The organism is Synechococcus sp. OH20 (genome assembly GCF_047502685.1).
Classification (GTDB): Bacteria; Cyanobacteriota; Cyanobacteriia; order Thermostichales; family Thermostichaceae; genus Thermostichus.
The window spans coordinates 45,751-65,270 of sequence record NZ_JANSIQ010000054.1 but is presented as its reverse complement, the minus strand read 5'-3'; the positions used below and the strand labels follow the sequence as shown (position 1 = coordinate 65,270).

The window sequence follows — 19,520 nt, the reverse complement described above, 5'->3', positions numbered from 1 at the left end:
TCTTAACCTCGCTGCTTGAAATGCTTCGGGAGCTGCTGCTTAGCACATAATACCGCAAGCCCTGGCTATTCTGAAGATAAAATTTGGGATCCCACCGCTTGATTTTTGTCTTCTTTGTAGGAGCGCCAGAACCTTGATTCTAGGGATCCCAGCCTGCCGGCAGGGGTTCTTTTTCCTCAAGCAGGATAGCGCTGCTGCAGCAGGGCCATAGCCGAGGCGACATTTTCCGCCCCCCGTTGTTCCAGGAGATCTGCGAACATGCTGTCGAGCCAAAAGAGGCGCTCGCCGATGATCTGGGTCCAGGCGCGGTAAAGCTTCACCTGGACTTCCAGGGGCAATAGGAGCAGCCCTTCGCTGGAGAGGCGCAGGGTTTGCACCTCGGTTAGGCTCACTGCGGTAAAGGAGCGCCGCCGCCCCGTCAGCAAGGAAAGTTCTCCAAACACGCGCCCAGCATGCAGTGTTGCCAGCCAGTAATCGCCGGGATAGCGCATGTACTGGCGCCGCAGCTCCACGATCCCGCTGAGAACTACGTACAGGTCGCTGCTGGGATCCCCTTCTTGGAAGATTACCTGGCCGGGAGAAAAGCGACTGGGCAGTAGGGCAGCCGTCAATGCCTTCCACTCAGCATCTGCCAAGGACTGAAAGAGCAAATGCTCGCGAACGCGCTCAAACGGATAACGGGTGCTGCTCATCGGGCAAGCGGCTGGAAGTGCTTGGGGCCAGCTCTGTTTCATCCTACCGCCGCTGACATCGTATCGGGAGAGAGCCACCCCAGAGGTTGGGGGACAACCCAAACGACTCGATTGACGGTTCAAGCCAGGCTATTCTTCCAGAACGTAGGAAATGGCGTTTTTGTTGACGCAGATAAAGTCGGCATGGGCGACGCGGTGTCCGTTGATGAACATTTCCGAGTCGGTTAAGGGGACAAACGTGCGCTCGTCGTTGAGCAGGCTGGAAACCCGTCGCTCGAACTTCGTCCCTTCTAGGAATACCTCGCCGCGAATATCGGTGCCATCCAGGGTGCGAATACGGATGCGCCGTCGCTCCTCTCCTACTGTCTGGGCAGTTTCATAGGCCCCACGTCGGGCCGCTTTTTTGATCGATCGACCAGCAGTGCTCATAGCCTCCTGCAAATCATCCAACTGTTCGTCGCTCATCTGCCCACCCTGGAATTTGGAACCGGCACCGGAAAGGTCGCAACATACTCCCTAGCGAGTTAAGCGTAACACACAGAGGGATAGCTTGGTAGCCCCGTACTTTAGTGCGGGGCGGAAAAGCCCGTAAGCAACTTTAGTTGCTCATCAATGGTATGGTTGTCACCGAGACGTGCCGTTCCCAGGCGAGCCCCTAAAACGGTGAAAAACCCGACCGGTGGCAAGCGTCCGGGAGATACTAACGTCTCAGCCAACCTGCAAGGACTCCGTCCTGCTTATGCGATCAGAATGCGATCAGAAAAGTAAGCAGAACCTTGGGGCTTTGCCTCAAGGAACTGTCTAGAGGTGTCTTGACAGCGCCTTTACGAGTTCATTTTTGAACTGCGTAAGAATCCCCTGCCTTTAGGCGGTGGGAGTGTCAAACTTGCCCATTCTTAACTTCTTGCCCATTCTTAACTTATTGATGAGGGCCAGGGAAAGGGGATGGGATCCCTGGCCTGTAAGAGGCAAATCTAAGGTCAGCGCCCCCGAAAAAGCCGAAGAAGTTCGGCAGTTACCCCAAAGAGCGGCAAAGATGCGGTAAAGGAAGGTGAGTCGCTCATAGGGATCCCAATCGATGCAGCCTGGTTCAATTGTCCGCTGCCGCGAGCGCGAGTGGGTGGTGCTCCCCGCTGATTCCGAAGAAGGGGTAGTGCTGCGGCCCCTTACTGGCAGGCCAGAGGACGCGATTTGCCTTCACCGACAACTGATGAACCTCATAGGCGGCACCTTGCCCTTTGAGCGCATCGAGCCGGCCTTCTTCCCGCTGCCCCGCGCCGACCAAGTTGCCGATGCTGCAGCCGCCCATCTCCTCTGGCAGGCAGCGCGCCTTATCTTACGCGAGGGCGCCACTCCCTTCCGCTCGCTGGGGCGCATCTCCATCCGGCCACGAACCTACCAGTTTGTGCCGTTGCTCATGGCGCTGCGCCTTGATCCGGTGCGGCTATTTATTGCCGATGATGTGGGAGTGGGCAAGACCATTGAAGCGCTGCTGATAGCCAGAGAACTTCTGGATCGCGGCGAGATCCGCCGCTTTTGTGTCCTCTGCCCGCCTTACTTGTGCGAGCAGTGGGCCAGGGAGCTGGCGGAAAAGTTTAACCTCGAGCCGGTAGTTATCCGGTCGGGGACGGTAGGGCAACTGGAGCGGCAAACCCCGCCGGGACAAAATCTCTACGAATACTTCCCGGTGCAGGTGGCCAGCATTGATTTTGTTAAAACGGAGCGCAACCGCCCTCAATTTCTGCAGTTTTGTCCTGAGCTGATCATTGCCGACGAAGTGCACGGGGCGGCAGCGGCCAGTTCCGGCAGAGCTCAGCAGGAGCGGCATGCTCTTTTGAGAGCTATTGCCCAAGCGCCCAACCGCCACCTAATCCTGCTGACGGCTACTCCCCACAGCGGCATCCCAGAGGCCTTCCGGTCGTTGCTGAGGCTGCTGCGGCCGGAGTTCGAGGAGTGGGACCTTCAGGATCTCAAGGAGAACCAGCGCATCGAGCTGGCCCGTCACTTTGTCCAGCGCACACGGCGGGACATCAAGGAGACCTGGCAAGAAACAGCCTGCTTCCCAACCCGGGAAGCTGAAGATGAGACCTATGACCTTTCACGCTGCTACCGCGAGCTGTTTGAGCGCACCTATGCCTTCTGCTCGGAGCTGGTGCGCACCGGCCAGCAGATGGAGCAGCGGCAGCGGCGCGTACGCTACTGGGGGGCGCTGGCTCTTTTGCGCTGTGTCATGTCCAGTCCGGCAGCGGCTCTGGCGGCGCTGGCCAATCGCAGCGCAGGCTCTCGGGAAGAAGAGGCTGAGGAGAGCTTTAGCCGCTGGGTGTTCGAGTCGGCACAAGAGCGTACTGACGATGAATTACCGCTGCCAGCTCTTGAAGCTGCAGAGCAAACTCTGCCCGACAGCGACCGCCGCCGGTTGCGGGAGCTTGCCCGTCTGGCCCACCAACTTCACGGCGTAGACCAAGACACCAAGCTGGCGCGGGCCATCGAGCTGGTGAAGCGGCTCCTCGCCGAGGGCTTTCACCCCATTCTCTGGTGCCGCTATGTGGCCACAGCAGGGTATCTTGCCGACCACCTTCGGCAGCACCTGGGATCCGCAACTCAGGTAGCCTGCGTAACCGGCCGCATGGGCGACGAGGAACGGGAGGCCAAGATTGCGGAAATTGCCGTTGACCAGCCACGGGTGCTGGTGGCCACCGACTGCCTCTCGGAAGGGATCAACCTGCAGGAAAAGTTTACAGCCGTCATCCACTACGACCTGCCCTGGAACCCCAACCGGCTGGAACAGCGGGAGGGGCGGGTGGATCGCTATGGCCAACGGGCCGAACGGGTCAAGGTCGTCCGCTTTTTCGGGCGGGATAACCCTGTGGACGGTGCGGTGCTGCAGGTGCTGCTGGACAAGGCGCGGGAAATCCGCCGCACCCTTGGCACCCACGTGCCTGTGCCCGAAGCGAGTGAAAGCGTTACCCAGGCGGTGCTGGAGGCCCTTTTTCTGCGCCAGGGATCCGGCTCAGGGGAGCGCCAGTTGGCGCTGGATCTGGGGATGGCAGAGGTGAGCCAGTTTCACGCCCAGTGGGATCGCTCTGCTGAGCAGGAGCGGCGCAACCGCACCCGTTTTGCCCAGCGATCCCTCAAGCCGGAAGAAGTGCAGCGGGAACTGGAGGCCACAGACGCTGTGCTGGGGGATCCGCAGGCCGTGCAGCAATTTTTTCTAACTGCTGCCCAGCGCCTAGGTCTGGCTGTGATCCCTGACCGGCAGTCTGGAGTCTTCCGGGTCAACCTCAGCCAGGAGGGCACAGCAACCCTGCCGGAGGCCATTCGTTCAGTCCTGCCCCAGCCCAAGGGTGGACAGTGGCGGATTAGCTTCATCTCCCCCACGCCGGAAGGAGCGGAATACGTTGGCCGCAACCACCGCCTCATCGCTGCCCTGGCCCACTTTTTCTTAGAGAAGGCCTTAGATAAGCCTGAAGAGGCCGTCGTCTCCCGCTGCGGGGTCGTTCGGACGCGGGCTGTGGCTGCGCTCACCACCCTCTTGTTGCTGCGGGTGCGCTACCTAGTGGAGCAGCCGCTGGCTCAGCCTCTGCTAGCGGAGGAGGTGCTGGTGCTGGGAGGGGTTGGCCTAGAAAGAGGCGAAGCCCGCTGGCTGGAAAGTAGGGCAGCGCTCCAGCTTTTGGCCGCAGCCAAGCCAGATGCCAACCTGCCGCTTGTAGAAAAGCAGGAGTTGGTGCAGCAGGTGCTAGACAGCCTCAGCCCCTGGCCGCCGACTGCAGAAAACTGGGGTCTAGGACACCCCCTTCAGCAAGGGATCCGGGAGGCCATTTTCCAGCGAGCTGGCGAGCTGGCTGAGGCCCACAAGCGCATCCGACAGGCCATCTCCCAGCGCGTGCGCGGGCTGGAGGTTAAGCCGCAGTTTCCCCCCGATCTGCTGGGAATTCTTGTCCTACAACCTCTGCTGTCCAGATGAGCCAATTTCCTGCTGTACGCCTTGAAGGGGGCCTCTTGGGGCCGGACATTCTGGAGCAGCTTTTGGCTGGCGAGCTGTCAGGCCAGAAGCCGAAAGACTTTGGGCTAGAAGACAAGCGCAGCCTGACGGAAGAAATTGCCAGCGTCTTTGCCGAGGCCCGCACCCAGTGGGAAGTTTTCCGCCGCCGGCTGGCCCGTCTGCCGGAAGGGGATCCGGCCACGTCGGTTACCCGCGATGCCTGGGTTATTCCCTTTCTTAGCTTTCTGGGCTACGAGCTGCGCTACAACCCACGGGCCTATGAGCTGGACGGTGCCACCTTTGCCATTTCGCACCGCGCCGGCGAAGCAGAGGATGCTCCGCCGGTGCACATTGTGGGGGTACGCCAGGAGCTGGGGCGGCTGGCTTCCACTGGCAGGCCGCGTCTAGCCCCTCACTCACTGCTGCAGGAGTATCTCAACCGCAGCGAGCACCTCTGGGGCATCGTCACCAACGGGCTGACCCTCCGTCTATTGCGGGACAGCACCTTTGTGCGCCGGCAGGCCTATGTGGAGTTTGACCTGCAGCAGATCCTAGAGGAGCAGCGCTTTAACGACTTTGCCATCCTGTTTCGCCTGCTGCACCGCAGCCGTTTGCCCCAAAAGGCAGAGCAGGCGCGGGAGTGTTGGCTGGAGAAGTACTACCAGCAGGCTCTGGAACAGGGGGGGCGAGTCCGCGAGCGGCTGCGGGATGGGGTGGAAGAGTGCCTCAAGGGCCTGGCCAAGGGTTTTCTTGCCCATCCCAAAAACTCCCACCTGCGGGAGCGGCTGGCTTCTCCAGGATCGAACTGCCTTACCCCGGAGGAGTTCTACCGGCAACTGCTGCGGCTGGTCTACCGCTTTTTGTTTCTCTTAGTCTCGGAGGAGCGGGGGCTAATTAGCGCCAGCCCCCTCTACCGGGATCACTACGGCGTGAGTCGGCTGCGGCGACTTTTGGAGCGGCGCAGCGCTTTTACGGAGCATGAGGATCTCTGGTGCAGCCTGCGGGTGCTCTGGCGAGTGCTTTCCCAGGAGGAGCTGGCAGAGCATCTAGGGGCTGCACCTCTCAACGGCGAGTTGTTTGCCCCTTTGGAGCTGGATGGGTGCAGCCTGAGCAACCGGGATCTGCTGCAGGCCTTCTGGCACCTGGCCTACTACCAAGAGAACGCGACCTCGCCGCCGCGCCGGGTCAACTACGCCGCTTTGGACGTAGAGGAGCTGGGATCCGTCTACGAAAGCCTGCTCGACTACCGGCCCCAGATTGACACCTCAGGCAGTGTGCCCTGCTTTGACTTAGGCTACGGCTCTGAGCGCAAAAGTACCGGCTCCTACTACACCCCGCCGGAGCTGGTGGCAGAACTTGTCCGCTCGGCCCTGGAGCCAGTGCTGCAGGAGCGGCTGAAGTCTGCAGCCGGCCGTGAGGAAAAGGAACGGGCCATCCTATCGCTGCGGGTTCTGGATCCCGCCTGTGGCTCTGGGCATTTTCTCTTGGCGGCTGCCCGACATCTGGGCAAGGAGCTGGCCAAGGTTCGCACCGGCGAAGAGGAGCCCGCCCCCGAGACTGTGCGCGAGGCCATCCGCGACGTGGTGGCCCACTGCCTCTACGGCGTGGACAAAAACCCCTTGGCGGTGGAACTCTGCCGCGTAGCCCTCTGGCTGGAGGCCCATTGCGCCGGCAAACCGCTTACCTTCCTCGATCACCGCATCAAGTGTGGCGACTCGCTGGTGGGGGTGCCGGATCTAAAGGTTCTGGAAAAGGGCCTTCCTGATGCTGCTTTCGAGCCGGTAAGTGCCGACTCCAGGGAGGCTGCCCGCTCTCTGAAGGGGCGAAATCGCGCCGAGCGCAGGGATTTGGAAACAGGCCAGCTTTCTCTGCCGCTTGAGGCCGACCAGGTGGTGGCCCAGCTCAGCCAGGAGCGGCAGCAGCTCGAAGCTATCCAGGACGACTCGCCAGCCAATGTACGCCGCAAGCAGGAGCTCTACACCCGCTACTGTCAAAACCCAGAACACCAGAAACTGACAGAAGCCTGCAACCTTTGGACGGCGGCCTTTTTCCAGCGCTTGACCTCGGACTTCTCGGCGGCCATTACCACGAAAGCGGTCAGCGAGCGGCTAGAAAATCGAGCCAACTCCCGCGCTCTGGCCACCGCCGTAGCCCTGGCTTGCGAACAGCGCTTCTTCCACTGGCCACTGGAGTTCCCGGAGGTGTTTCACCTTCCCCCCTCGCCCGGAGAAGGGGGCTGGGGGAGTGAGGGCGGCTTCGATGTTATCCTCGGCAACCCACCCTGGGAACGCATCAAGTTGCAGGAAGAAGAGTTCTTTGCCAGCCGCGATACCGCCATCGCCCGTGCAGCTAACGCAGCGACGCGCAGGCGGCTAATTGCAGCACTCGCCAACACCAACCCCACCCTCTGGCAAGACTATCAGCGCGCCCTGCACGCCGCCGAAAGCACCAGCCGCTTCCTGCGTGGCAGTGGGCTATATCCCCATACCGGTCGCGGCGACATCAACACCTACTCTGTGTTTGCCGAGCGCGTCCGCGCCCTGCTCAACCCTCGCGGGCGGGCCGGCATCATCGTGCCAACTGGCATCGCCACCGACGCCACCAACCAATTCTTCTTCGCCGACCTGGTGGAAAAGGGGCAACTGGTCAGCCTGTTTGATTTTGAAAACCGCGACAAACTCTTTCCAGCAGTAGATAGTCGTATGAAATTCTGCCTGCTCACCATCTGCAGGAGAAGCACGTCGGTGAGCCCCCCTACCTTCAGCTTCTTTGCAACTCGCACCGAACACCTGCGCGACCCACGCCGTGTATTCACCCTAACCGCCGACGACATTGCCCGTATCAATCCCAACACCCGCACCCTGCCCGTCTTCCGCACCCGTCAGGATGCCGAGCTGACAAAGGCTATCTACCAGCGCGTGCCGGTGCTAGTGAATGAAAACTCTCCCCCCTCTCCCACAAGGGGAGAGGGGCCGGGGGTGAGGGCCAACCCCTGGGGTGTGCACTTTCTACGCATGTTCGATATGTCCAACGACTCCGGCCTTTTCCGCACTCGCGCGGAGCTGGAGGCGAAGGGGTATCGGCTGGTGGGGAATGTGTTTGTGCCCTCACCCCCTAACCCCCTCTCCCGCACTGCAGGAGAGGGGGGATGGCCCTCATCCCCGGATTCCTTCTCCCACGCAGCAGGAGAAGGGGAGTACAAATTGCCTGAAGCCAGCCGGGAACTGATTGCCAGAGCACAGCAGTTACGCCGCGAGGCGACTACCGCCGAACGCTTGCTATGGGAATTTTTGCGTGACCGTCGGCTGTTAGGCCGGAAGTTCCGTCGTCAACACCCGATTGGACAATTCATCGCCGACTTTTTCTGTGACGACGCCCGTCTAATCATCGAGATAGATGGGGGCGTGCACCGCGAACCCACTCAGCAGGAACGCGACCGTTTGCGGGAGGAAATCCTGCGCAAACATGGCTTTGCCGTTCTGCGCTTTACCAATGACCAGGTATTGGACCAGACGGAACAAGTCCTCCGAGAAATTGCCGACTATGTCGCTACTCATTCCTACGAGCATCCAACCCCTCACCCCCCAACCCCTTTCTCCCAGAGTCTTGGGAGAAGTAGCCCTCACCCCCCAACCCCCTCTCCCGAAGCTTCGGGAGAGGGGGATCAAGGGGGAGAGGGACTCTACCTCCCCCTCTACGAAGCCAAAATGCTCTGGCACTACGACCACCGCTACGGCACGTATGAGGGAGTGGATTCGCGTTCTAGCACCCAACTACCTACCCCTGACGCAGCACAGCACGCCGACCCGCACTTCGTCGTCCAGCCCTGGTACTGGGTGCCGGCAGAGGAGGTCGAAGCTCGCCTGGGCGAGTGGAAACGCGGCTGGCTGCTCGGCTGGCGCGATGTAACATGCTCCACGAACGAGCGCACCGTCGTAGCAAGTATAGCCCCCTGCGTCGGATACGGTGACAAATTTCTACTAATGCTTCCCCAGCAGAAAGCGCTTGTGATTGCTGCGCTTCTAGCTTGCATGGATTGTATAGCTTTCGATTATGTAGCCAGACAAAAGATTGGTGGAGTATCGTTGAAATACTTCACCATGAAGCAATTCCCCGTCCTCCCGCCGAGTGCCTACACCTCTGCCGACCTCGCCTTCATCGTGCCGCGGGTGTTGGAATTGACCTACACCGCATGGGACATGAAGCCCTTCGCGGACAATGTCTGGAACGAAGCCATCCGCCTTGGCGAGACGGAGTGCTTTGAGGCGCTGCGAGCGGTGGTTGGCCCTCACCCCCCAACCCCCTCTCCCAAAGCTTTGGGAGAGGGGGATCAAGGGGGAGAGGGTATCCCCTGCCCACCTTTCCGCTGGGATGAAGACCGCCGCGCTGTGCTCCGCGCCGAGCTGGACGCCTACTACGCCCGGCTCTACGGTCTAACGCGCAAGCAACTGCGCTACATTCTCGACCCTGCGGAGCTGACCGAGCGTGAGCTAGAAAACATCCTCGATCCCTGGGAAGAGGTGGAAGATCCTCTCGATCCGGCGGGGTATGCCAGACGTGTGGCTGCCAGCACCTTCCCCGGCGAGACCTTCCGCGTGCTCAAGGAAAAAGAAATGCGGCAATTTGGCGAATACCGCACCCGCCACTTGGTGCTGGAGGCATGGGAGCGGCTGGCGCACCGCTAAATCTAGGCATAGGATCCGCATAAGACTGCGTTCTTATACACAAGCGGATCCCCATACGCACCAACATGGCTCTGGACGATGAACTCATCGAGTGGGTCCGCCAGGTAACCGGCCTCAAGACCAAGCGCGAGGTGATTCACAAAGCGCTGCGCACCCTAGCTCAACTCCACAAGCAGGCTGGGATCCGCAACTTACGCGGCAAGCAAGTTGCAATGGGAGGGAGATTTGCACGAGCAACACTTGTGTGCCAATGACTATCTCTAGATTGCGCTCTGGATCAAACTCTCATCTTGGTGGCGACTTGACTCCAGCAGAAGTCTCTCCCCCAGAGGGAGTGGAGGTGAGGAAAATACTTGCTGCACTTCCAGACTGGGTTTAGGTTGGCTAGGAGGGCCCTGTGGAGTAGCTTTGATGTCCACGATCTTTGATCTCCACGCCGCTGTCCTGGCCGACTATCGCGATTTTGTCCGCTCGTTTTTTCTGGTTGCCGACCCACGGGCGCAAGCCTTTGTAGACCAAGCGCTAGAAGAAGGGATCCACCTCTGGCCAGAGCCGCTTGTCCAGCTCAGCCCCTCTTACAAGGACGGCTCAACCGTTGACGAGTTGGCTGCAGCCGGACGGATTGCCCAAGAAACAGCCCACATCTTCCGCTTTGAGGATGGCAGGCCGTTTCGCCTCTACCGCCACCAGGAGGAGGCCATCACCAAGGCCCTAGCCGGAGAAAGTTTCGTGGTAACCAGTGGCACCGGCTCCGGCAAGAGCCTCTGCTACTTCCTGCCCATCCTCGACAACTGGATCCGCCAGAAGGGATCCGAGCACCAGGTGACGGCCCTGGTGGTCTATCCCATGAATGCCCTGGTGAACTCCCAATACCAGTCTTTGCAAGACCTGCGCGAACGCTACGAGCGCCGCTATGGTCGCCCTTTCCCCCTGCGCTTTGCCAAATACACCGGGGAAACTGCCGAAAGCGATCGGGAAGAGCTGCGGCGGAAGCCGCCCCAGATTCTGCTTACCAACTACATGATGGCGGAGCTGCTGTTGGTTCGCCCTGAGGATCAGCGCTTCTTAAGTCCTGGTGGACTGCGCTTTTTGGTCTTTGACGAGCTACACACCTACCGCGGTCGACAGGGGGCGGATGTGGCCATGCTGGTGCGACGCCTCAAGGAGCGCTGCGCCGCCCCAAACCTCGTCCACATCGGCACCAGCGCCACCATGATCTCCCGGCCAGAAGCCACCGCCCAGGAGCGCCGCCAGATTGTGGCCGACTTTGCCAGCCGCTTCTTTGGCTATCCCTTCAGAGCGGAGCACGTTATCGAGGAAACCTTGGATCCCTTTAGTGAGGGTGACTCTCCTAGTGCAGCGGAGCTAAAAAGCGCCCTCGACTCTCTCCCTCCCGCCGACCTGGCCACCCTGCGCCGCCACCCCCTGACGCGCTGGCTGGAGTACGAACTGGGCCTGGAGCCCACGCCCGATGGCGGCTTCAGGCGCCGCCTGCCCAGGGAGCTTTCTGAGGTCGCCGCCCAACTGGCCAAGCAGGTTGACAGGGATCCCCAGTTCTGCGCTGAGTCTCTGCGCCAGTTCCTCGCCCACGCCAGCAACCTCAAAGACGGCAACAGGGGGGTGGCCTTCAAGTTGCACCAATTTATCTCCCAGGGCCGCACCCTCTACGCCACTCTGGAGAGCCGGGAAAAGCGGCAATTTTCCCTGGAGGGGCAGATGCAGGCCGGTGAGGGCAAGCTCTTTTTCCCTGTCAAGTTCTGCCGCCAGTGCGGGCAGGACTACTACCATGTCCTCAAGTCCGGGGATCGCTTTGTGCCCTATCCCCTCGGGGAAGAGGTGGAGGAAAGCGAAGAGCAGCAAGCTGGCTACCTGAGTCTGGATCCCCTGGAGGGGGAGTGGTCGCAGGAACAGATCCCGGAAGATTGGTACACCCCTGAAGGCCGGCTCAAGCCCCATTGGAGAAGGCGCGTCCCCCAAGCGGTCTGGGTCCGCCCGGACGGCTCCTTTTCCGAGGTGCCCCAGGCAGGAGCCCAGAAGCTGTGGTGGCAGCCCCAGCCCTTTTCTCTCTGCCTAGCTTGCGGCGAGTACTACAGTGGACGGGAGCGGGAGTTTGCCAAGCTGGCTTCCCTTTCTAGCGAAGGCCGCTCCAGCGCCACCACCATTCTGGCCACTTCTCTGCTGCGCCATGCTGCTCAAACGGGGGCAGCCCAGGACAAGCTGCTTACCTTTACCGACAACCGCCAGGATGCCTCCCTGCAGGCCGGCCACTTCAACGACTTTGTCCACGTGGCCCTCTTGCGGGCCTCGCTCTACGCTGCCCTTCTTAAAAAGCAAGAGCTGGGCTTTGCAGAAGTGGCCCCAGAGGTGGTGCAGGCTGCCGGCCTCACCCTTGCCGCCATTGCCCAAAACCCCTTGCTGGATCCCCAGTCGCCGGCTGCCCAAGAGGTCTGGCGGACTTTTACGGAGCTAACCGAATACCGCCTCTACGAGGATCTGCGGCGCGGCTGGCGGGTTACCCACCCCAACCTGGAACAGGTGGGCTTGTTGAAAATTGAATACCGCGGCCTCAAGGAGCTTTGCCAGAGCTCGGCCTTGGCCCCCCTCAATCCCTGGTTTGTCCAGGCCAGCGTCGAGGAGCGGGAACGCCTGCTGCGGGCTCTGCTGGATCAGTTTCGGCGCAAACTGGCCATCGATGTGCCTGTGCTCAGAACCGAGTTCCAGAGAAACTTGCGCCGACGGGCCGAGCAACACCTCAACGAGTTTTGGGGCCTAGAAGAGTACGACGAGCTGCGGACGGCTACCTGCTTTGTCCGCCAAAGCCGCAACGGACAAGACGGGACAACTTTCAGCCTAGGCCCCCGCAGCGCCATCGGACGCTTTCTTGCCAAGCGCCTTGAGCTAACCCGGGAAACCTACGACCAGCTTTTGGGATCCCTGCTTTCTCTTCTAGTCAGCTACGACCTGCTGCGGCGGGAGAATGGCCAGGAAGCCTACCAGCTCAACGCTGGCTGTCTGCGCTGGTGCCTGGGCGATGGCTCGCCGCCGCCTGCGGATCCCTTGTACTCCCGCCGCGCTCAGCAGGAGGGCTACGCTTCCGCCCCTCGCCCCGTCAATCTCTTCTTCCAGCGCCTGTATCGGAGCGGGGCAGCAGGGCTGGGATCCCTGGAGGCCAGAGAGCACACGGCCCAGGTGGTTCGAGCGGGAGAGCGGGAGTGGCGAGAAAAGCGCTTTCGCGGGGAAGACCAAGCTCGCCGCCTTCCCTACTTGGTCTGCTCGCCAACCCTGGAGCTGGGGGTCGATATTGCCGATTTGGATCTGGTGCATCTGCGCAACGTGCCGCCCACTCCGGCCAACTACGCCCAGCGCAGCGGTCGGGCAGGTCGCCAGGGGCAGGCGGGGCTAATCCTCAGCTACTGCGGCGCCTTCAACAGCCACGACCAGTACTACTTCCGCCGCCGCGCCGAGATGGTGGCCGGTCGTGTCCGCCCTCCCCGCCTGGACTTAACCAACGAGGCGCTACTGCGGGCTCACATCCACGCCGTTTGGCTGGCCCAGGTACGCCTGCCCCTGGGTAACTCCATGGAAAGAGTTCTCGATTTGGATCGCGAGGGGCTGCCCCTGCGGGAAGAGGTGGCTGCCCAAATCCAGCTAGGGGAAGCGGCCCGGCAAGAGGTGATGGAGCGGGTGGAGGCGCTCTTGGCCGCCGATCGAGAGGTTCTGGATCAGAGCGGCTGGTTTAGCCGCCGCTGGCTCCAGCAGGTCATCGAAGAGGCGCCCCAGGCTTTTGACCGAGCTTTCGACCGCTGGCGAGAACTCTATCGGGCTGCCGCCCAGCAGTTGGAAGCCGCTAACCGCCAGCTCCAGACGACTCGCGAAAAGAAAGACCAGCAGGAAGCCGAGCGCCGCCAGCAGGAAGCCCTGCGCCAGCGGAATTTGCTGCTCCAAATCGACACCCAGCGGGAGGAAAGCGACTTCTACCCCTACCGCTACTTGGCCAGCGAAGGCTTCCTGCCCGGCTACAACTTTCCGGCCTTGCCCGTGCGGGCCTGGGTGCCCCGCGGCGGCGAGGGGGAGTTCATCGCCCGGCCCCGCTTTTTGGCCATCCGCGAGTTTGCTCCCCACAACTTCCTCTACCACGAAGGCTGCCAGTGGGAAGCGGTGGCGTTCCAGGCGCCGCCCGGCGGCCTGGAGGAGCGCAGAAGTAGCCACAAGCTCTGTTTTAGCTGTGGGGCCTTTGCCGATCCCTACCTAGATCGCTGTCCGGTCTGCGGCACCCCGTTCGATGGGCAAAATAGCCTCTTGACCCAGCTTCTGGAAATGCCCAATGTGCGCATGCGGCGGCGGGATCGCATCACGGCTGACGAAGAGGAGCGGCGGCGACAAGGCTACGAGCTGCAGACCTTCTTCCAGTTTGCTTCCGAAAGCTCTGGCTACCGCGTCCAAGAAGCTGATGTGCTGAGCGGACAAACCCCCCTGCTGCAGTTGCGCTATGCCCCGGCGGCCACCCTGCTGCGCATCAACCACGGCTGGCGGGGAAGTGGAGGGCGGGGTTTCTCGGTCAACTTTGAAAATGGGGAAGTCCCCTCGCGAGCTCAGCTTGAGCGGAGCAGGGCGGGCTTGTCCAACCGAGCGTCCATCCGCCTGGCGGTGCGCAGTACCCACAACCTGCTGCTGGTGCGCCTGGCGCAGCCCGGCTTAGGGGATCCCCAAACTTTAGAAACCAGCCTGCGCTACGCCCTCAAGCGGGGGATCGAAGAGGCCTTTGAGCTAGAAGAGACGGAGCTGGCCGCCGAGTCCATTGGCCAGGGATCCCATCGGGCCCTGCTGTTTTACGAGACGGCAGAAGGGGGAGCCGGCGTCCTGCAGCGGTTGGTGGAGGAGCCGGAGGCCATGGCGGAGGTGGCGCGAGCAGCCCTGGAGATCTGCCACTTCCAGCTCTCAGAAGCCGGGATCCAAGACCTGCGGCCTGAGTGCCGCGCCGCCTGCTACGAGTGCCTGCTCAGCTACGCCAACCAACGGGAGGCGCTGCAGCTGGACCGCCACCAGATCCGGGATCTTCTGGGAGAGCTGGCCAAAAGCCGCACCGAGCTGCGTCCCCTGGGCCGCTCCCGCCAAGAGCAGCTGGAGTGGCTGCGCCAGCTCATCGACCCTCGCTCGCACCTGGAGCGCCGCTTTCTGGAGTTGCTGGCCGAAGAAGGCTACCGCCTTCCCGACGACGCCCAGAAGGCCATCCCTGATCCCCGCTGCGTGGTCGACTTCTTCTACGAGCCCAACGTCTGTGTTTTTTGCGATGGCGCAGTGCATGACGAGCCCGACCAGACTGCCCAGGATCGCCAAGTGCGCTCCCAGCTTTTGGGACAGGGCTACCGGGTAATTGCCCTGCGCTACGACCAAGACCTGCAGGAGCAACTGGCCCGCTACCCAGAGGTGTTTGGCAAGGGCAACTAATCCTGCTGGTGGGAAAACAGGTAGGCACCCACCAGGGCCAGAAGGGTTGCCAACCCCGCCAGCACCGCCACTGTGTACCAGGGGAACTGGGCAGGGGGCTGGTAGGCGGCTGCCCGCATGCCGATGCTGGCGTAGGAAAGGGGCAGGCAATAGACCAGCACCTGTAGGTAGCCTGGCAACTGGCTGGGATCAAAAAAAGTGGCCCCCAGAAAGGACATGGGCGTAATCAAAAAGTTGGTGAGCACGCCCACACTCTCCAAGCTGGGCACCTTTAAGCCGGCGATTACCCCGATGCCGGCAAAGACAGCGCAATCCAAAAGCAGCACCAACAGCGCCAGGGGATGAAGAAGGCCCCAGGCTCCTGTCCCCAGCACCCCCACCGCCAACACTCCCAAGGCCGTGAGCAGGCCGCGGGCAATGCCCGCCAACACCTTGCCCAAATGCAGCGCCAGCGGATGCACCGGCAAGAGCAGCAGCTCTTCAAAGCTCTTGGTAAACAGCCGCGATCCACAAATAGAGAAAGTAGTGCCGGCAAAGCTAATCGTCATGGCCGAAAGAGCCACCATCCCCGGCAAAATAAAGCGTAAATAGGAACCTGCCGCCGTCGATCCGCCTACGTCAGCCAGGGCCTCGGCCCGCAGGGATCCGCCCAGCCCCACCCCAAAGGCGACGATGTAGATGAGGGGAGCCACCAGCCCCGAAGCCACCACCTGCCAGACCCGCCCGCGCAGATCCAGCCAGTCGCGCCAGAAGATGGTTAAACTGTCTTCCCAGATTTGCCGATAGGGCATCACCATAGGTTTTCCTCGCTCTTTACGGGTTTGGGGCTTGCCCACTGGGATCCGCAGTGGGAAACGGCTTGCTGTCACTACTAATAGCCGTAGTAGTTGGAGCGCCACCAGGCCACCGGCAGCGCCAGCGCCTTGCTCAGGGTGGACACATAGGCCCGAGTGCGAAACACCTGGTAGTGGTTGCGCTCGATGGCGTTGAGGATCTGCCGGTAGAGCATCAAAGAAGCGGCCACCGGCCAGCGGGAGTCCGGCTGTAGGGTAGGGATCCCCCGTTCCGCTTGGGCATAGAGCTCTCGAGCTCGCCGGATCTCGTAGTCCATCAGGGCCATCCAGCGCTCGTCGATGACATAGTTAAACAAATCCCGCTCTGAGTAGTTGAAGCGGCGCAAGTCCTCCAGAGGCAAATAGATCCGCCCGCGGCGGGCATCTTCCCCCACATCGCGCAAGATGTTGGTCAGTTGCATGGCGATCCCCAGGGCCACCGCCTCCTCGCGGCCATCCCGACCCGGCACAAACCCCATGATCTCCGAGCACATCAGCCCCACCACCCCGGCCACCCGGTAGCAGTAAACCCGCAGGTCTTCCCAGGTGGCGTAGCGCCGGGTGTCCAGATCCATGCTTTGCCCCCGTAACATCTCGCGGAAGGGCTCAATCGAGAGGCGGTAGGTGTGGATGGTGTGGATCAAGGCCAGGTCGGTGGGGGCTTGCGGCTCCCCCCCCTGGAACAAGGACTCCAGATGGGATCCCCACTGCTCCAGCTTGCTGCGGGTGACTTCCACCGCCGTCTGGCTGGCCTCCAGCCCATCCAGCAACTCATCGGTCTGCCGCAGCCAAGCATAGATGGCCCAGATGGCCCGCCGCTTGGGTCGAGGCAAGAGCAGGGATCCCAGATAAAACGTCTTGGCGTGCTTGGCCGTGATCTGGCGGCAGAGGGCAAAAGATTGCTCCAGCGGACTCATCGGGCTCATCTCCAGGGGCGCAGGGCCAGATGGGGACAGCGAGGGCACATCTCAACACTACGGGAAAGCGGACAGGCTGGATAGCCCTGACAGTCAGGTTGCTCCAAATGAGGCGATCAAACCCCTGCGGTTGCCAACCTTGAGAGCGCAGCCGCCGGGGATGGGCTCCCCTTGCTGATGGCCTCGGCTGCCCACTTGCCGGAGAGGATGGCCCCCTCCATGCTGCCCAGGAAGGGTTGCAGGGTGTAGCTGCCCGCCAAGAAAAAGTTGGGGATGGGAGTGACCTGAGTGGGACGGTATTGCTGCCGGCCCGGTGTGGCCTTATAGACCGAGCGCGGCGTTTTCACCACCACCCATTTGCGCACCCGCGCCGGGTTGGGGCCGGTGAGGTGCTGGGGAAAGAGTTTTTGGAGCTCCTCCAGCGTGGCCGCGAAGATCTCCTCGTCGCTGCGGTCGATCCACTCGGCAGCCGGGGCCAGCACCAGCTCCAGCATCGAGCGCTGTGGATCCGCATAGCCGCGGCAGGTGTTGCTCATGTCGGCATACACGCTCAAGAGCGGCGAGCGGGAAAACAGCGAGTGGTCGATGTGGGTGAGCTTGCGGTCAAACCAAATCTGCAGGCTGATCACCGGCACCCCCTCCAGCTCGCGCAGTTGCTGAAAATAGGGCAGTTCCCACCACCGAGCCGGCAGCAGCTCCTTGAGCGCATCCACCGAAAGGGCTGAGACGTAGGCGTCGGCGGTGACCTGAAGCGGCCCGGCAGGGGTGAGAAAGCGAAAGCCCGCTACACTGCCGTCGGGGTTGAGGTCGATGGCCTGCAGCGCCGCATTCAAATGCACCTGGCCGCCGCGGGCTACGATGGAGTCCACCATCGGCTGGCAAAGCCGCTCCGGCGGGGCGCCATCCAGGTAGGCGATCTTCGAGCCGTCCTTTTGGCGCAAAAAGCGGTTCAGGGCCGTCAGGGGCACCATGGCCGAGATCTCGTCTGGGTTGATGAAGGCCAACGCCTTGGAGACGGCGATAAAAATATCCGTGTTGACCCGCTCGTCAATGCCCTGCCGGCGCAGCCATTCTAAGAGGCTGTAGCGATCCATCTGCTCCACGTAGCGCTGGCCCCGCACCATGGCCGGCACTAGGCCCAGGGCAAATTTCACCTTTTCGCTCCAGGTGAGCATGTCGTTGTTGCGCAGGATGCCGACAATGGCGTTGAAGGGAGCAGGAATGTCCGGCAGGTCAAAGCGGGAGTAGGTGCCCGGCTTGTCCGGCTGGTTGAAGATCAAACTGTGTTCCTTCCACTGCAGGCGATCGGAGATGCCCAGCTCCCGGAACAGTTGCAAGGTGTTGGGGTAGGCGCCGAAAAAGTTGTGCAAACCCGTCTCAATCCAGTCACCATCGGCATCCTTCCAGGCGGCCACCAGCCCCCCCAGCACATCCCGCCGCTCAAACAGCAGCGGCTGATGCCCGGCATCACATAGATACTTGGCACAGGCCAGCCCCGCCAGCCCTCCTCCAGCAATGGCTACACGCATGATGATGACAATGAGCAACATTATTTATTCTATTTGCAAACCGTTACAATCGCTCCAGCCACTGGCGGTGGGGAGAAAACCCGGAGAGCACTTGTTTCCCGCCGGGATCCGATCCCTGGTAGGATACGGGAGAAAAAAGCGATTCTCTTGGTTCCAGGGGGAGGGACGACGATGGCCAAACAAACACTGGGATCCCTGCTGTCATCCGGCTTTGATCTGACCGGCAAGCGTGTGCTGGTGCGCGCCGATTTCAACGTCCCTCTGGATCCCCAGGGCAACATTACCGACGACACCCGCATCCGCGCCTCGCTGCCCACCATCCAAGCTCTGGCCCAGGCGGGGGCCAAGGTCATCCTCACCAGCCACCTGGGCCGCCCCATCAAAAAAGACAAAGAGACTGGCGCCCTCCAGATCACCCGCGAGGGCAATAGCCTCGCCCCTGTGGCTGTCCGCCTTTCCCAGCTCTTGGGCCAGCCGGTGGCCTTTGCCCCCGACTGCATTGGCCCTGAGGCGGAAGCCGTGGTCAGCCGCCTGGAAAACGGACAGGTGGCCCTCTTGGAAAACGTTCGCTTTTACCCGGAAGAGGAAGCCAACGACCCGGAATTTGCCCGCAAGCTGGCCTCGCTGGCCGACTTGTTTGTCAACGATGCCTTTGGCAGCGCCCACCGCGCCCACGCCTCCACCGCCGGCGTCACTACCTACCTCCAGCCTGCCGTGGCCGGCTACCTGGTGGAAAAGGAGCTGCAGTTTCTCTCCGGCGCCATCGAGAACCCCCAGCGACCTCTGGCGGCCATCATCGGCGGCTCCAAAGTCTCTACTAAGATTGGCGTCATTGAGCGGCTGCTGGAAAAAGTGGACAAGCTCCTGCTGGGCGGCGGCATGATCTTCACCTTCTACCAAGCCCAAGGGATCCCAACCGGCAAGTCTTTGGTGGAAACCGACAAGCTGGAGCTGGCCCGCTCCCTGATGGAGAAGGCCAAAGCGCGGGGCGTGGAGCTACTGCTGCCGGTGGATGTGGTGGTGGCCGATAAGTTTGACAAAGACGCCAACGCCCAGACGGTTTCCATCCACCAGATCCCCGATGATTGGATGGGCTTGGACATCGGCCCCGAATCGGTCAAAGCCTTCCAGGCTGCCCTGCAGGGGTGCCAAACCGTAGTCTGGAACGGGCCGATGGGTGTGTTTGAGTTCGACCGCTTTGCTGTGGGTACAGAAGCCATTGCCCGCACCCTGGCCGACCTCACCCAGGCCGGGGCCATCACCATCATTGGCGGCGGCGACTCGGTGGCGGCTGTGGAAAAAGTCGGCCTGGCCGACAAAATGACCCACATTTCCACCGGGGGCGGCGCCAGCCTGGAGCTGCTGGAGGGCAAAGAGCTGCCCGGCATTGCCGTCCTCAGCGAAGCGTAGTGTAAGTTCCTGCTCGGCTCATCC

At 61.7% G+C, this 19,520-nt stretch carries 10 protein-coding genes; 5 read left to right on the top strand and 5 right to left on the bottom strand.

The features are described 5' to 3' along the window. Positions 1–176 precede the first annotated feature (176 nt). Together NW826_RS11565 and NW826_RS11560 are read right to left on the bottom strand one after the other, a co-directional pair. Positions 177–692, bottom strand: coding sequence for a Crp/Fnr family transcriptional regulator (locus NW826_RS11565; RefSeq protein ID WP_414510202.1), 516 nt, complete (start codon positions 690–692; stop codon positions 177–179). Between the two features lie 129 nt (positions 693–821). Then, positions 822–1,157, bottom strand: coding sequence for a hypothetical protein (locus NW826_RS11560; RefSeq protein ID WP_414336710.1), 336 nt, complete (start codon positions 1,155–1,157; stop codon positions 822–824). Positions 1,158–1,770: 613 nt separating this feature from the next. Between NW826_RS11560 and NW826_RS11555 the strand changes: the two genes are divergently transcribed. The 4 genes from NW826_RS11555 (at position 1,771) to NW826_RS11540 (ending at position 14,807) form a co-directional block, all read left to right on the top strand. Then, positions 1,771–4,656 (top strand): helicase-related protein, encoded by a 2,886-nt coding sequence (locus NW826_RS11555; protein WP_414510201.1) that lies wholly within the window; start codon positions 1,771–1,773, stop codon positions 4,654–4,656. Further along, positions 4,653–9,359, top strand: coding sequence for a DUF559 domain-containing protein (locus NW826_RS11550; protein ID WP_414510200.1), 4,707 nt, complete (start codon positions 4,653–4,655; stop codon positions 9,357–9,359). Before NW826_RS11555 ends, NW826_RS11550 begins: the two co-directional genes overlap by 4 nt. Before the next feature lie 65 nt (positions 9,360–9,424). Next, positions 9,425–9,613, top strand: a complete 189-nt coding sequence (locus NW826_RS11545; RefSeq protein WP_414510199.1) for a type II toxin-antitoxin system VapB family antitoxin — start codon at positions 9,425–9,427, stop codon at positions 9,611–9,613. 157 nt (positions 9,614–9,770) lie between these two features. Further along, positions 9,771–14,807 (top strand): DEAD/DEAH box helicase, encoded by a 5,037-nt coding sequence (locus tag NW826_RS11540; RefSeq protein ID WP_414510198.1) that lies wholly within the window; start codon positions 9,771–9,773, stop codon positions 14,805–14,807. Here NW826_RS11540 and NW826_RS11535 read toward each other — a convergent pair. The 3 genes from NW826_RS11535 to pds form a co-directional block, all read right to left on the bottom strand. Next, positions 14,804–15,604 carry an ABC transporter permease gene (locus NW826_RS11535; protein ID WP_414334894.1) on the bottom strand — a complete coding sequence of 267 codons (801 nt, stop codon included), beginning with the start codon at positions 15,602–15,604 and terminating at the stop codon, positions 14,804–14,806. The genes NW826_RS11540 and NW826_RS11535 overlap by 4 nt on opposite strands. Before the next feature lie 74 nt (positions 15,605–15,678). Further along, positions 15,679–16,557 (bottom strand): phytoene synthase, encoded by an 879-nt coding sequence (locus NW826_RS11530; protein WP_414334895.1) that lies wholly within the window; start codon positions 16,555–16,557, stop codon positions 15,679–15,681. 116 nt (positions 16,558–16,673) lie between these two features. After that, positions 16,674–18,086 carry a 15-cis-phytoene desaturase gene (gene pds / locus NW826_RS11525; protein WP_414334909.1) on the bottom strand — a complete coding sequence of 471 codons (1,413 nt, stop codon included), beginning with the start codon at positions 18,084–18,086 and terminating at the stop codon, positions 16,674–16,676. Between the two features lie 171 nt (positions 18,087–18,257). On the opposite strand from pds, the gene NW826_RS11520 reads away from it, so the two are divergent. Further along, the gene (locus NW826_RS11520; protein ID WP_414510197.1) at positions 18,258–19,496 is read left to right on the top strand and encodes a phosphoglycerate kinase; all 1,239 of its coding nucleotides are present in this window, start codon (positions 18,258–18,260) and stop codon (positions 19,494–19,496) included. Positions 19,497–19,520 lie beyond the last annotated feature (24 nt).

What these genes read in the sequence shown, in the direction of transcription:
- NW826_RS11565 (WP_414510202.1), bottom strand. Translation starts at nt 692, where the DNA reads ATGAGCAGCACCCGTTATCCGTTTGAGCGCGTTCGCGAGCATTTGCTC.
- NW826_RS11560 (WP_414336710.1), bottom strand. Translation starts at nt 1,157, where the DNA reads ATGAGCGACGAACAGTTGGATGATTTGCAGGAGGCTATGAGCACTGCT.
- NW826_RS11555 (WP_414510201.1), top strand. Translation starts at nt 1,771, where the DNA reads ATGCAGCCTGGTTCAATTGTCCGCTGCCGCGAGCGCGAGTGGGTGGTG.
- NW826_RS11550 (WP_414510200.1), top strand. Translation starts at nt 4,653, where the DNA reads ATGAGCCAATTTCCTGCTGTACGCCTTGAAGGGGGCCTCTTGGGGCCG.
- NW826_RS11545 (WP_414510199.1), top strand. Translation starts at nt 9,425, where the DNA reads ATGGCTCTGGACGATGAACTCATCGAGTGGGTCCGCCAGGTAACCGGC.
- NW826_RS11540 (WP_414510198.1), top strand. Translation starts at nt 9,771, where the DNA reads ATGTCCACGATCTTTGATCTCCACGCCGCTGTCCTGGCCGACTATCGC.
- NW826_RS11535 (WP_414334894.1), bottom strand. Translation starts at nt 15,604, where the DNA reads ATGGTGATGCCCTATCGGCAAATCTGGGAAGACAGTTTAACCATCTTC.
- NW826_RS11530 (WP_414334895.1), bottom strand. Translation starts at nt 16,557, where the DNA reads ATGAGTCCGCTGGAGCAATCTTTTGCCCTCTGCCGCCAGATCACGGCC.
- pds (WP_414334909.1), bottom strand. Translation starts at nt 18,086, where the DNA reads ATGCGTGTAGCCATTGCTGGAGGAGGGCTGGCGGGGCTGGCCTGTGCC.
- NW826_RS11520 (WP_414510197.1), top strand. Translation starts at nt 18,258, where the DNA reads ATGGCCAAACAAACACTGGGATCCCTGCTGTCATCCGGCTTTGATCTG.